Source organism: Brevundimonas sp. (genome assembly GCF_016742135.1).
GTDB lineage: Bacteria > Pseudomonadota > Alphaproteobacteria > Caulobacterales > Caulobacteraceae > Brevundimonas.
Map to the genome: position 1 here is coordinate 634,297 of NZ_JACVCG010000002.1, position 13,140 is coordinate 647,436.

Here is a 13,140-nt window from a genome sequence, read left to right on the forward strand (position 1 = left end):
TCCGGTGTCCGGCGAGAGGATCGAGCCCACAAGCCCGACGCGAGTCGACCTAACGTATCAGCCCCTCAGGCGTTGCCGCAAAAACGGTGTCGTCTCAGCGAACCGGCCGCCCGCCGTGCTTTGCGTATTCGAGCCGGGCGATGGTGCGGTTGTGAACCTCGTCCGGCCCGTCGGCGATGCGGAGGGTGCGGACCATGCCGTACATCTCGGCCAGGGGGGTGTCGCCGGAGACGCCGGCCCCGCCGAAGGCCTGGATGGCATCGTCGATGACCTTCAGCGCCATGCGTGGCGCGGAGACCTTGATCTGGGCGATCTCAGAGCGCGCCGCCTTGTTGCCCGCATTGTCCATCATCCAGGCGGCCTTGAGCACCAGCAGACGGCACATCTCGATGTTGGTGCGGGCCTCGGCGACCCTCTGCTCCCAGACGGAGTGCTCAGCGATGGCCTTGCGGAAGGCGGTGCGCGTCAGCAGGCGCTCGCACATCAGCTCCAGCGCCCGCTCGGCCATGCCGATGACGCGCATGCAGTGGTGTATGCGGCCCGGCCCCAGACGACCCTGGGCGATCTCGAAGCCCCGGCCCTCGCCCGCAATCAAATTCTCGACCGGCACGCGCACGTTTTCGAGCACGACCTCGGCGTGGCCGATCGGCTTTTCGTCATAGCCGAACACGGACAGCATCCGCTCCACGCGGAAGCCGGGCGTGTCGACGGGCACGATGATCTGTGACTGCTGGGCGTGGATGGCGGCATCCGGATCGGTCTTGCCCATGACGATGGTCACGGCGACGTTCGGATGGCCCATATTGGTCGACCACCATTTGCGGCCGTTGATCACATAGTGGTCGCCGTCGCGCTCGATCCGGGTCTGGATGTTGGTCGCGTCGGACGAGGCCACCTCGGGCTCGGTCATCAGGAAGGCCGAGCGGATCTCGCCGGCCATCAGCGGCTTGAGCCAGCGCTCCTGCTGGGCCGCATCCCCGTACATATGGAGCACTTCCATATTGCCGGTATCGGGGGCATTGCAGTTGAACACCTCGGCCGTCCACAGGTGGCGGCCCATCATCTCGGCCAGCGGGGCGTATTCGAGGTTGGTCAGGCCCGCGCCGTGTTCGCCGGGCAGGAACATGTTCCACAGTCCCGCCTCGCGCGCCTGGGCCTTCATCTCGTCCATCGCGGGGGGCTGGCGGGTCGAATCCTCGCGAACCTGCGCCCAGTATTCGGCCTCGCGCGGCAGGACCCTGTCATCCAGAAAGCGGCGGACGCGCTCCTGCCAGTGCAGGGCCTTTTCGCTGTGCTGGAATTCCATGGAGAGGTCTCCTTCTCCCTCCCCCTCGTGGGGAGGGTGGTCGCGAAGCGACCGGGTGGGGAAGGGTGAAGCCGGGCGCCGGCCGTGCGGGACCGGCGTTCCCCACCCTGTCGTCGCGTCGCGCCGACATCCCTCCCCATTAAGGGGAGGGAGAACGCAGCCTAGCGCTTCAGCAGCGGGGCCAGTTTCTGGGCGATCATCATGTCGCCGGCGATCTTCAGCTTGCCCTGCATGAAGGCCATCATCGGATCGAGCCTGCCTTCCGACAGGGCCATGAAGTCGTCCCAGGCCATGGAGACGGTAGCGTCGGCCGGCTTGTCCTCATTGGTGACGCTGTTCGGCACGGAGGCGCCGTCGATGAAGATCACGCCCTTGTCGCCGAGGTCGAGCTTGACGGTCTTGCCGAGGCCGGAATTTTCGCCGACGGCAGCGCGAATGTGGTCGGTGACGGTAGCCAGATCAGCCATGGGTCTTCTCCCTGAGAGGTGTTGCTGATGGCCTAGCCCGCCAGCCGCCCCCTGCCAAGATCACGTCACGTAAAGATGGGGTGAGCGGTCAACAGGGTTGACCCCGGGGACGGACTGGTCCGAACTGCCGCCGACCCCTTTCACGACCGCGAGTGTTCCATGCGTCTTCGTCTGACCGTTTCCGCCCTGGCCATCGCCCTCAGCCTCGGTGTGGCAGCACCCGCCCTGGCCCAGGTGGGCACGCCCGCCCTGCCCCGTGCCCTTCCGGCGATCCCGGCTCCGGTCGACCAGGCCTATCCCGGCGTGATCCGCTATGAGGTCGACGCCACTGACATCGATCGCAAGATCATCAGCGTGCGCCAGACCATTCCCGTCAGCGCCGGGCCGCTGACCCTGCTGTATCCGAAATTCATCCCGGGCAACCACGCGGCAACCGGGCCGATCCAGCTGATCGCGGGGCTGACCATTCATGGCGATGGCGACCGGATCGAGTGGCTGCGCGATACCATCGATCCCTATGCCTTCCACATAGAGGTGCCGCGGGGCGTCGACGAGATCGTCGTCGAGTTCCAGTGGCTGACCCAGCCGGACGCCAGCAACTGGCGCGTGGTGATGGCATCGGCGATGCTGAACATGCAGTGGGAAAAGGCGGTCCTCTATCCTGCGGGATATCGTCACAGCCGCATCACCTTTGCCCCGTCGATCCGCCTGCCCGAGGGGTGGCAGTACGGGGTGGCCATGGACACGGTGTCGTTCGAGAACGGCGTGGCGACCTTTGCCCCCGTCAGCCTCGAGACCCTGGCCGACAGTCCCATGTTCGCCGGCGCGCACTACAGGGCCTATGACCTGGACCCGGGCGGCCGGTCGCCGGTGACCCTGCACATCGTCGCCGACCAGCCCGAGCAGATTGCTCCCACGCCTGAACAGCTGGCCAAGTATGAGGCGCTGGTCGATGAGGCCGATCTTTTGTTCGGGTCGCGCCATTTCGACCGTTATGAATTCCTGCTGGGCCTGACCCGCGAGATGGGCGGCATCGGGCTGGAGCATCACCGGTCCAGCGAGAATACCGCCCCGCCCAACTTCTTCGGCGACGGGTGGGAAGCCAGCCATGGCACCCGCACCCTGCTGCCGCACGAGTTCGTCCACTCGTGGAATGGCAAGTTCCGTCGGCCGGCCGACCAGCTGACGCCGAACCTCAATGTGCCGGTCCAGAACACCCTGTTGTGGGTCTATGAAGGCCAGACCGAATACTGGGGTGAGGTGCTGACCGTACGCTCGGGTCTGGGCACCCCGGAGGAGGCGCTGGCCTCCTTTGCCGGGATCGCGGCCTTCTATCAGTATCAGTCCGGGCGCGAGTGGCGCTCATTGCAGGACACGACCAACAACAATCTGCTGGGCTATCGGGCCTCCAGCCCCTGGCCGTCGTGGATGCGCGGCACGGGCGACTATTACCGGGAATCGGCCCTGATCTGGCTGGATGCCGACACCCTGATCCGCGAGAAGACCGGCGACACCAAATCGCTGAACGACTTTGCCAGACTGTTCTTTGGCATCGATGACGGATCGTGGGAGGCGACGCCCTACACGTTCGACGACGTCGTCGCGGCGCTGAACGCGGTGGTGCCACACGACTGGGCGGGCTTCCTGCGCGACCGTCTGGACGCCGTCGGGCCCGACGCCCGGGCTCCGCTGGATGGCATCGAGCGCGGCGGCTATCGCCTCGTCTATACCGACAGCCCGACCGAGGTGGAGACCCGCATCAACGGCAGCGGGCCGGGTGACTACCTCTATTCGCTGGGCTTCTACCTGGCGGGCGGCAACCGCATCGTCGCCGTGCAGTGGGACAGCCCGATCTTCAACGCCGGGATCGGCGCGGGCTGGACCCTGGTATCGGTAAACGGCGAGCGGGCCTCGCCCGAGGTGCTGTCGAACGCCATTACGGCCGCCAGAACCTCGCCCGCGCCCATCGTGCTGGAAGTCCGTAATGCGCGGGGCAGTCGGACGCTGGAGATCGATTACCACGACGGCCTGCGCTATCCACGCCTGGAACGCATCCCCGGCACGCCGGACCGGCTGGGCGATATCCTGTCGCCGATGCGGGACTGACGAACGCCCGGGCCCGGGTCTGCTACCAGCAGGCCCGGGGCTTGGGTGTCGCGCCCAGCTCGTTATAGAGGGCCGTGCACCGCGCCGTGACCTCGCCCTCAGGCAGGGCGTCCAGCTCTGCGCGCAGCGTGCGCAAGTCGTCGATCAGCGGCTGATCGCCCTCGACCAGACCGCGTTTCACATCGCACTGGTGCATATCGAATTTCAGGCTGGCGATCGGCTTGCAGGCCAGCGGCAGGCCATTCATCAGTCGGACGGCCCCGATCTGGGTCAGCGGTCCCTCCGGCAGCGCCGGCACCTCGGCTGCGGGTGCCGGCGTCGGGGCAGCGGGGGCCTTGGCCTCCTGCTCGGAACAGGCGGCGAGCGCCAGCGCGGCGAGCGCGGCGATCAGCGCGGTGGTGTGTGCAGACATCGGTCGTCCCCCTGATTCAGGCGGGAGATTTGGCGGACTGGCGCTCCCGTTGTCCAGCCCCTCGATCCCAAGGAATCGCAGGGATACGAAAACGGCCCCGGCGGAGATCCACCGGGGCCGTTCGTCGTTACAGGGCCGAATGGCGCCAGATTACTTGATCTGGACCTTGGCGCCGGCTTCCGTCAGCTTCTTGGCGATCTCTTCGGCTTGTTGCTTGGAGACGTTTTCGACGACGTTCTGCGGAGCGCCTTCGACCAGGTCCTTGGCTTCCTTCAGACCCAGGTCCGAACGCACGCCACGGACTTCCTTGATGACGTTGATCTTCTTGTCGCCACCGTCCGTCAGGACGACGGTGAACTCGGTTTGCTCTTCGCCGGCCGGAGCGGCGTCACCACCGCCAGCGCCGCCGGTGGGCATGGCCATGGCGACCGGAGCGGCGGCGGAAACGCCCCACTTTTCTTCGAGCATCTTGGACAGCTCGGCGGCTTCCAGGACGGTCAGGGCGGACAGGTCTTCAACGATTTTGGCGAGATCGGCCATTTGAGTTTTCCTTCGGAGGATTGGGTTTCAGTAGAGAGGTTGCAGAGATGAAAGAGGTCGGTCCGCTTACGCGGCGTCCTTGGTGGCATAGGCGTTGAGCACGCGAGCCAGCTGGGACGCCGGAGCTTGAACGACGCCGGCGACCTTGGTCGCGGGAGCGTTGAGCAGGCCCAGCAGCGAGGCGCGGATCTGATCCAGCGAGGGCAGCTTGGAGAGAGTCTCCACGCCCTTGGCGTCCAGAACCTTGTCACCCATGAAGCCGCCCAGAACGACGAACTTGTCGTTGCCCTTGGCGAATTCAGCGGTGACCTTGGCAGCCGTCACCGCATCATCGGCATAGGCGATGCCCACGGGACCCTTGAACAGGCCGTGGTAGTCGCTGCCTTCTTCGGCTTCGAGCGCCTTGAGCGCCAGGCGATTCTTGATCACCTTGAACGCGCCGCCTTCCTTGCGAAGGCGGCCACGCAGGTCTTCCATGTCCGCAACGGTCAGACCCAGGTTGTGGGTCACGACCACGGCGCCGGCGTCGGCGAACACGCCCTTCAGCGTCTCGATCGACTCGGCCTTTTGTGCGCGGTCCATTGCGGTCTCCAGTCTTGAGGTTCATCGCCGGGCTTATTCCCGACGACGAGGTGGCCCATACGCGTTCGCGTCGCCGCGAGGCGTGTGTGCCGGTCGTAATGTCCGAAGGAAGCTCGGAGGCCATGCCGACCGCGAGCGCGAGCCGGAGGGCGTCGTCTGCATCCCCATCTCCCCACGGTGCCAGGGGGCTCCCTGACGTTTATGGCATGGGTGGCCCCCACGCCCCGAAGTTCTCGGACAGGCAGATCGGGCCCGGGGACCCGATCAAGGCGCGCTTCATACAGGGCTGGGCGGAAAAATCAACGCTGCAAATCCTGGCGTCGCTGGGTGCGCGCCTTCGGCATATTGACGCCCGGAGCCGTCAGGGCGTCCTCGCAGTCAAAGGCGGCGCAGTATTTCGACCACATGGATTCGAGGAAGATCAGCATCTGGGCACCGACCACGGCCTGTTCACGCGCGACCAGATCGAACTGTTTGGTGGCGATGGAGCGGCCGAGGGGGGATTCGAAGAAGGCGACCATGGCCTCCAGCTCCTCGGTCGTGAATGTCTCCGCATAGATCGGCGCCAGATCCCGGCTCAGCCCTTCGATCATGGCCAGGATGAGGTTGGGCATATTGGACCGCATCCACGCCCGCTCCTCCGCCGTCATGTCATCGGCCTGGGACAGGTCGGTCTCGATCCAGCTTTCGACCTGCTCGCGGACGTTGCCGCCCAGCGACAGTTCGATATAGCGCGCCGCCAGCCCCTCGCGCCGGGCCTGTCCGGGATCCGGGGTGGCGGTCTGGGCCGTAGCCAGGGCCGGCATCGCCAGCAGGGCGGCCAGGGTAGTGATCAGGCAGAGCAGGCGGCGCATGGGCAACTCCGGGACATCCACCGTCATACTTTCGATCCCGGTCCGGCTGCGCAAGCGCCGGGGCAACACGTCGGGCAAGAAAAAGGCAGGGAACGCCGCCGCGCCTTCAGCGCGTCTCACCCGGTGCCTGCATCGTCCGGTCCCCCAGAACGTCCTGCCGATAGACCATGATCACCAGGACGAAGATCGTCAGCGCGAGCGGACCGGAAAGGATCACACCCAGGGGACCGAGCAGGGAGCCGAAAGCCACCACGGAGAAGATGGTCACGATGACCGGCAGGCTCGCGACGTTTTTCTGGACCAGGGGCACCAGCAGGATGCTCTCGACCTGCTGGACCACGAAGTAGAGCAGAAGGGTCAGGGCCGCCTGCTCCCAGCCCACCGTGGCCGCCATCAGGACCGCGGGGACCGTGGCCAGGATCGGCCCGACAATCGGCACGAAGTTCAAAAGCCCCGTGAGCACGCCAAGGGCCACGGGCGACGGAACGCCGATGATCGACAGGCCGATGCCGGACGCCAGCCCGACCGCGATCATGGCAATGATCTGACCCTTCAGCCAGCCCTTCAGCGCCCGCCCGATGGTGTCGAGGATGTACCGGACGCGATCGCGTCTTCCCAGGGGAACCAGAGCGACCAACCCGTCCCGGGCCCTCGCGGGGGAGAGCGCCAGGTAAATTCCCGCGACGATCACCAGCAACAGACCGGTCAGGGCAACGGCGGTCCCCATCGCGAAGGTCTGCGCCCAACCGATGGCCCGTCCGGCATAGGCACCCAGCTGCCCCGTCGCGGCCTGTATTTCCCCCGCGTAGGGCTGATCCGCGACCACCTGCTGGATCCGGTCCCAGCCCATGGGAATACGCGCGATGACGCCGGCACCCTGACTGGCGATCTCGGAGCCGAACAGGGTCAGCCCCAGGGCGATCGGCCCGATGATCAGCAGGACCGATGCCACGACGACGGGCACCTCCGGCAGACGCGTGATCCTGATCAGCGGGTCCGCCACGGCGCGAATGACGACCGCGAAGACGACGGCCGCGAACATCATCAGCCACAGATGAGACAGGGCGACCAGCAGCTGAAAGGCGAAAAACGTGCCCACGAGCGCAACGACCGCAAACACGATCTTGCCCGGTGACCAGTCGGAGCCGCTCGCTTCGGCATGGCGCTTGAAAAATTTCATGGATGTCCTCGGCCCGTGTCCGGTCTGAACGTCCCGGGACGGCCAAGGTATCCATCCTGACCCTGCGGCATGAAAAAAGGCGGCCCCGGGGGACCGCCTTTTCCACGCATTCGTGCCAGAAAATCAGGCGCCCAGCGAGGCCGGGTCGACCTTGACGCCCGGTCCCATGGTCGAGGACAGGCTGATCTGCTTGACGTAGGTGCCCTTGGCACCCGACGGGCGGGCGCGGACCAGGGCGTCGACCATCGCCTTGACGTTGGCTTCCAGGGCGTCCTGGGCGAACGAGGCCTTGCCGATGCCGGCGTGGACAATGCCCGCCTTCTCGACGCGGAACTCGACCGCACCGCCCTTGGCGTCCTTGACGGCCTGGGCGACGTTCGGGGTCACGGTGCCGACCTTGGGGTTCGGCATCAGGCCGCGCGGGCCCAGCACCTTACCCAGACGGCCGACCAGGGCCATCATGTCGGGCGAGGCGATGACGCGGTCAAAGTCCATGAAGCCGCCGTTGATCTTTTCGTACAGATCCTCGGCACCCACGTGCTCGGCCCCGGCGGCCCGGGCTTCGTCGGCCTTGGCGTCCTTGGCGAAGACGGCGACGCGGACGTCACGGCCCGTGCCCGAAGGCAGGTTCACCACGCCACGGACCTGCTGGTCGGCGTGACGCGGGTCGACGCCCAGATTGACCGAGATCTCGACGGTCTCGTCGAACTTGGCCCTGGCGTTGTCCTTGACCAGTTTGATGGCTTCGCCGAACGGCAGGGCGTTCGTGCGGTCGCCGGTCCAGGCCTTGATGCGCTTGGTTTGCTTGGTCATGGTCTTAAGCCTCCACCACGTTCAGGCCCATGGCGCGGGCGGAGCCTTCGATGATCTTGGCCGCGGCCTCGATGTCGTTGGCGTTCAGGTCCTTCATCTTCTTCTCGGCGATCTCGCGCAGCTGGGTGCGGGTGATCTTGCCGACGGTCTCGCGACCGGTGGCCTTGGCGCCCGATTTCAGCTTGGTCGCCTCCTTCAGATACCAGGTCGCCGGCGGCGTCTTGGTGACGAAGGTGAAGCTCTTGTCCTGATAGACGGTGATGACGGTCGGAAGCGGGGTGCCCTTGGCTTCCTTCTCGGTGCGCGCGTTGAACTCCTTGCAGAAGCCCATGATGTTGACGCCGCGCTGACCGAGCGCCGGCCCGATCGGGGGCGACGGCGTGGCGGAGCCCGCGGGCACCTGCAGCTTGATGTAGCCGAGAATCTTCTTGGCCATTGGTCTCTCCTATGAAGCGGGGAAATCAATCCCTGCGGATGAGCCGTGGTGCGGCATGGCGGCCTCCCACGGATTTGTGCGAGCAAGCCCGCACCGCCCTGATCAGAGCGAGGCGCGCGTATAGCGGACGCGGCGCCGATTGGCAAATGGGGGTTACTGCCCTTCCCGCTCCCTCAGGGCGGGCACCATGCGCGCGGCCTGTTCGCGGGGGTCAAGGCGCTCATCCTCGCCGGAATAGAGGGCGGCCAGATAGATCAGGTCCCAGTCGGTCAGACCGGTAACCTGCATCGTCGGGTCGAACAGATTCAGCACCGTGTCGAAGGCGCTGTAGTCAGCGTCCGGCTCGATCTGGGCCAGCGCAATCAGCGTCAGATAGTCGGCCAGCTCGTTTACGGTGGTGCCCGCCACCCGGTCGATGTCGACGATGATAATCAGCCGTGTCAGATGGTCGGTAATGGCGTCGCACACGCCGATCCTCGACCCCGCGCAGGGAGATACCCAGTAACCCTGCCCCGGCAAGCGAATGGCGGGCGAGCCGTCGATGGTATTGATGGGCAAGCTCATGTGCCACCAGCGGACCGGAGCGTCGGTGGTCTGGAAGGCGGCCAAGGCACCGCTTCCGCGGTTCGACCGCGTATAGCCGTATCGAAAGAACGGACGGCGATAGCGGCGGACCATTTCCCGCGCCAGGGCATTGGCGTCGACAGTACCTGCGATGACCAGATTGGGTTTGCAGCCCGGCTCGCCCAGCCGAATGTCGAGGCTTTCGGCCACTTCCGAAATGCGATCTATGATCTGGTGGGCAATATCATTGCGGAAATTGACCACGCCGATGCAAACCGTGTCGCTCCAGCGCGCCAGTCCCCGCCTGCGCGGCGGGGCGGAGATGGTTGTCACGAATTCCTCGGCGATCACCTCGATCGGACGACCGTCCACGACGATATCATCGACGCGAGTCTCGGGCAGGGCTTGATCCGGCGGAATGTCCTGGGCGAGCGCTGGCGCGACCTGCAACAGGATCGCGACCCCCACACTGGCCAGTGCCAACAGTCCCCTCATGCGAAAGGGGTATCACCGAAAACGGTCGTTCGAAAGCAGGGCCCGTAACGAAGCCTAGCCCGCGACCTTTTCCACCTGGTTGTATTCCAGGTCGACCGGCGTGGGACGGCCGAAGATGGACACGGCCACGCGCAGGCGGGCGTTGTCCTCGTCGACGCTTTCGACCTGGCCATCGAAGCTGGCGAACGGCCCATCGACGACCTTGACGGTCTCGCCGATGTCGAAGTGGATGCGGGGCTTGGGCCGCTCGACGCCCTCTTCCGAGGTGCCGATGATGTTCTGGATCTCACGCTCCGAGACCGGCAGCGGCTTGGTGCCGCCCTGGGCACCGAGGAAGCCCGTGACCTTGGGCGTGTTCTTGACCAGGTGGTAGGCCTCGTCGGTCAGCTCCATCTTGACCAGCACATAGCCGGGCATGAATTTGCGCTCGGAGTTGACCTTGCGGCCGCGACGGACCTCGACGACCTCTTCGGCCGGGACCAGGATTTCCGAGAAATAATCGCTCAGGCCCTGCTGGCGCGCCTGCTCTTCCAGATGCTGCGCCACCTTCTTTTCGAAGTTGGAATAGGCGTGGACGATGTACCACTTGTGGCGGGGGTTGGCGGGCGCGGCCGGTGCGGCGTCGGTCATGTCGATATCCTCAGGAGCCGATGGCGAGAATGCGCTGCGAGATCGCGCTCAGGCCGAAATCGACCACGAAGAAGAAGGCAGCAGCCAGCGCCACCATGATGAAGACCATCACCGAGGTGATCCAGGTCTCCTTGCGGCTCGGCCAGACGATCTTGCGACCCTCGGCCTGGACCTGGGAGAAGAACTGGACCGGCGAGGTCCGCTTTTTCGGCGCCGGAGCGTCGACCGAAACGGTCTGGGCGGCGATCGGGCCCTTGCCCCCCGCCGTCCGACGCCCACCCGGTGTTTTCGCCTTGGCCATCTGCTGTCTCTTCAAAACTCTTGGACTGTCACCCCCCACATGGGCATTCCCAGGCGATGGCAACAGGGGAAATGGCAGGAGTGGAGGGACTCGAACCCCCGGCCCTCGGTTTTGGAGACCGATGCTCTACCAGCTGAGCTACACTCCTGTGGCCCGGACAATGAACAACGCGCCGTGGGCGGACCCATCGGCGCGCGGTCTTGACCAGAAGGGGCGTATGCCCCACCGCGCGGCGCATTTCAAGCAGGCATTCAGTCCGTAGCCGCATTGTAGCGCCCCTCCGCCAGGGACTCAGTCGTCCCCCGCGGAAGCCTTCGATGCGTCCGGCGTGATCACGGCCCGGAACAGCAGTTTGTCGATCCGCCGGTCATCCATGTCGATGACCTCGACCTCGAAGCGACCGAGTTGCAGGACCTCGCCCTCGTCCGGAACGCGCGACAGATGGTGCAGGATCAGGCCGGCCACGGTGTGGAAGCCGTCGACCTCGCCGAAATCCTCCCCCAGTGTATCGGCCAGTTCCTCGATGTCGGCCTGGCCGTCGACCAGCCAGCTGCCGTCCTCGCGACGCCGGATGTAGGCCTCCTCCTCGTCATGGCCCTCGTCGAAGTCGCCGGCGATCATCTCGAGCAGGTCGGTGACGGTGACCACCCCTTCGAAGGCACCGTATTCATCGACGAGGAAGGCCATGTGGACCCGGGTCGCCTTCATGATCCCCAGCGCCTTCAGCACAGAGGTCGACTGGGGGATGAAGGCCGGGGTCTGGACCAGTTTCTCGACGTTGAACTCGCCATTGTCGAGCAGGCTGTCCAGCAGATCCTTCTTGTGGACCACGCCCAGCGGATTATCGACATCGGCGTCCCGGGCCACAACGATCCGGGAATAGGGACAGGTGCGGATCTCTTCACGCAGCGTCTCCTCATCCTCGTCCAGCGCGATCCAGAAGACCTCGTGGCGCGGGGTCATGGCCACACGGATGGGCCGGTCCCCGAGACGCAGGATCTCCTCGATCATTTCCTGCTCCTCGGGCTCGATCAGGCCGGATGCCGTGCCCTCGGCGATCATCGACTCGACCTCTTCCTGGGTCACGTCCGAGCCGTCCCGGTCCTTGACACCGAGAACCTTGAGAATGCCCGAGGTCGAGGCCGTCAGCAGCAGCACGAAGGGATGCAGGACGATGGCGACGGTCGAGATGGGCGCGGCCATCCGGGCGGCGATGCTCTCGGGAAAGATCAGCGCCAGGCGCTTGGGCACCAGTTCCCCGACGATCAGCGAGACATAGGTGATGCAGATGACCACCAGCAGGGTGGAGAAGATTTCGGTATAGGCGGTCAGCGCCGGAAATATCCGCTCGAGGATCTCATTCAGGTCACCCGCGATCGCCGCCTGGCCATAGGCGCCCGCCAGAATGCCGATCAGGGTGATCCCCACCTGCACCGCCGACAGGAAGTGGGTGGGATCTTCCGACAGGTTCAGTGCCGCGCGGGCCCCCCGATCCCCGCGCTCGGCCCGGCTCTGCAGCTTGGCCTTGCGGGACGTCACGACCGCCAGTTCGGTCATGGCGAAAAGGCCGTTCAGCACGATCAGCAGCAGAACGACGACAATGGCGATGAGTAACATTTAGGGGGGCGGGAACCATGACGCGGCGCGATCTGCGACTGCCGCAGGACGGATGATAAGGGGCTTTTCCCCCGTCCGCCACGAATTCCTTCGTCCTAGCGGTCGCGTCCCGCTTCAATCGACCCGTAAGGCCCGGCCACGCTGCCGTCATGCGGCCCGGGCGCGGCACAGGCCGCCGCCCCCAGGAGGGTGCCGATGAAGAGTCCGATGTGAAGCGAGCGGCGCATGGTTTCCAGATCCCTAACGCCGCCAGACTGTCAGGGTTCAGAGGGGGAACAAGCATCTGCACCGGTGCGGAGGCGCCTTAACCGCGTTTGTCGCCCGGGCGGCGAACACCGTGGCGGGGCTTGGCGGGGCGCTGCGCTGAGCGACCGGTCAGAACGCCGTCGGTCCATGGCAAAACGGCCCCCGGATCGCTCCGGGGGCCGCTCTGTCTTTCAGCCTGTGGGGCTGATTACTCCGTGATCTTCGAAACGACCCCGGCTCCAACCGTGCGGCCGCCTTCGCGGATGGCGAAGCGCAGCTTTTCTTCCATGGCGATCGGGGTGATCAGCTCGACGTTCAGCTCGGCGTTGTCGCCGGGCATGATCATCTCAACACCTTCCTTCAGGTGCACGATGCCGGTCACATCCGTCGTGCGGAAGTAGAACTGCGGGCGGTAGTTGGTGAAGAACGGCGTGTGACGGCCACCCTCTTCCTTGGTCAGGATATAGGCCTCGGCCAGGAATTTGGTGTGCGGGGTGATCGAGCCCGGCTTGCACAGCACCTGGCCGCGTTCGACGTCCTCGCGCTTGGTGCCGCGCAGCAGCACGCCGACATTGTCGCCCGCCTGGCCCT

15 protein-coding genes, 1 tRNA gene and 1 pseudogene are annotated in these 13,140 nt (G+C 65.5%); 1 reads left to right on the top strand and 16 read right to left on the bottom strand.

The window, feature by feature from the left end; all coding sequences use genetic code 11:
- Positions 1-94 precede the first annotated feature (94 nt).
- Positions 95-1,306: an acyl-CoA dehydrogenase family protein gene (locus IBJ06_RS06760; RefSeq protein ID WP_292158477.1), complete on the bottom strand. Its 1,212-nt coding sequence runs from the start codon at positions 1,304-1,306 to the stop codon at positions 95-97.
- 161 nt (positions 1,307-1,467) lie between these two features.
- Positions 1,468-1,773 carry an SCP2 sterol-binding domain-containing protein gene (locus IBJ06_RS06765; protein WP_292158479.1) on the bottom strand — a complete coding sequence of 102 codons (306 nt, stop codon included), beginning with the start codon at positions 1,771-1,773 and terminating at the stop codon, positions 1,468-1,470.
- Positions 1,774-1,932: 159 nt separating this feature from the next.
- Between IBJ06_RS06765 and IBJ06_RS06770 the strand changes: the two genes are divergently transcribed.
- On the top strand, positions 1,933-3,879 hold the full coding sequence (locus IBJ06_RS06770) for a peptidase M61 (protein WP_292158481.1): 1,947 nt from the start codon (positions 1,933-1,935) through the stop codon (positions 3,877-3,879).
- 22 nt (positions 3,880-3,901) lie between these two features.
- Here IBJ06_RS06770 and IBJ06_RS06775 read toward each other — a convergent pair whose 3' ends face one another.
- The 14 genes and pseudogenes from IBJ06_RS06775 to tuf all read right to left on the bottom strand — a co-directional run.
- A complete protein-coding gene (locus IBJ06_RS06775) occupies positions 3,902-4,291 on the bottom strand; it encodes a hypothetical protein (RefSeq protein WP_292158483.1) in 390 nt (129 codons plus the stop codon).
- 150 nt (positions 4,292-4,441) lie between these two features.
- Positions 4,442-4,831: a 50S ribosomal protein L7/L12 gene (gene rplL / locus IBJ06_RS06780; protein WP_292158486.1), complete on the bottom strand. Its 390-nt coding sequence runs from the start codon at positions 4,829-4,831 to the stop codon at positions 4,442-4,444.
- Positions 4,832-4,897: 66 nt separating this feature from the next.
- A complete protein-coding gene (gene rplJ, locus IBJ06_RS06785; RefSeq protein ID WP_292158488.1) occupies positions 4,898-5,413 on the bottom strand; it encodes a 50S ribosomal protein L10 in 516 nt (171 codons plus the stop codon).
- 299 nt (positions 5,414-5,712) lie between these two features.
- On the bottom strand, positions 5,713-6,294 hold the full coding sequence (locus IBJ06_RS06790; protein WP_292158490.1) for a DUF2059 domain-containing protein: 582 nt from the start codon (positions 6,292-6,294) through the stop codon (positions 5,713-5,715).
- A gap of 79 nt (positions 6,295-6,373) precedes the next feature.
- Complete coding sequence (locus IBJ06_RS06795) at positions 6,374-7,447, bottom strand: AI-2E family transporter (protein WP_292158493.1); 1,074 nt, start codon at positions 7,445-7,447, stop codon at positions 6,374-6,376.
- 123 nt (positions 7,448-7,570) lie between these two features.
- Positions 7,571-8,260, bottom strand: a complete 690-nt coding sequence (gene rplA, locus IBJ06_RS06800; protein WP_292158495.1) for a 50S ribosomal protein L1 — start codon at positions 8,258-8,260, stop codon at positions 7,571-7,573.
- 4 nt (positions 8,261-8,264) lie between these two features.
- Complete coding sequence (rplK, locus tag IBJ06_RS06805; RefSeq protein ID WP_292158497.1) at positions 8,265-8,696, bottom strand: 50S ribosomal protein L11; 432 nt, start codon at positions 8,694-8,696, stop codon at positions 8,265-8,267.
- Positions 8,697-8,849: 153 nt separating this feature from the next.
- Positions 8,850-9,743 carry a hypothetical protein gene (locus IBJ06_RS06810; RefSeq protein ID WP_292158499.1) on the bottom strand — a complete coding sequence of 298 codons (894 nt, stop codon included), beginning with the start codon at positions 9,741-9,743 and terminating at the stop codon, positions 8,850-8,852.
- Between the two features lie 66 nt (positions 9,744-9,809).
- Positions 9,810-10,385: a transcription termination/antitermination protein NusG gene (gene nusG / locus IBJ06_RS06815; RefSeq protein ID WP_292158501.1), complete on the bottom strand. Its 576-nt coding sequence runs from the start codon at positions 10,383-10,385 to the stop codon at positions 9,810-9,812.
- 10 nt (positions 10,386-10,395) lie between these two features.
- The gene (secE, locus tag IBJ06_RS06820; protein WP_292158503.1) at positions 10,396-10,686 is read right to left on the bottom strand and encodes a preprotein translocase subunit SecE; all 291 of its coding nucleotides are present in this window, start codon (positions 10,684-10,686) and stop codon (positions 10,396-10,398) included.
- Positions 10,687-10,758: 72 nt separating this feature from the next.
- Positions 10,759-10,834 (bottom strand) — tRNA-Trp (locus tag IBJ06_RS06825).
- Positions 10,835-10,977: 143 nt separating this feature from the next.
- Positions 10,978-12,303: a hemolysin family protein gene (locus tag IBJ06_RS06830; protein ID WP_292158505.1), complete on the bottom strand. Its 1,326-nt coding sequence runs from the start codon at positions 12,301-12,303 to the stop codon at positions 10,978-10,980.
- Between the two features lie 95 nt (positions 12,304-12,398).
- Entirely contained in the window at positions 12,399-12,530 is a 132-nt protein-coding gene (locus IBJ06_RS06835; RefSeq protein WP_292158507.1) for a hypothetical protein, read from the bottom strand.
- Positions 12,531-12,757: 227 nt separating this feature from the next.
- Positions 12,758-13,140 (bottom strand): annotated as a pseudogene (gene tuf / locus IBJ06_RS06840) (elongation factor Tu); the annotation flags it as partial.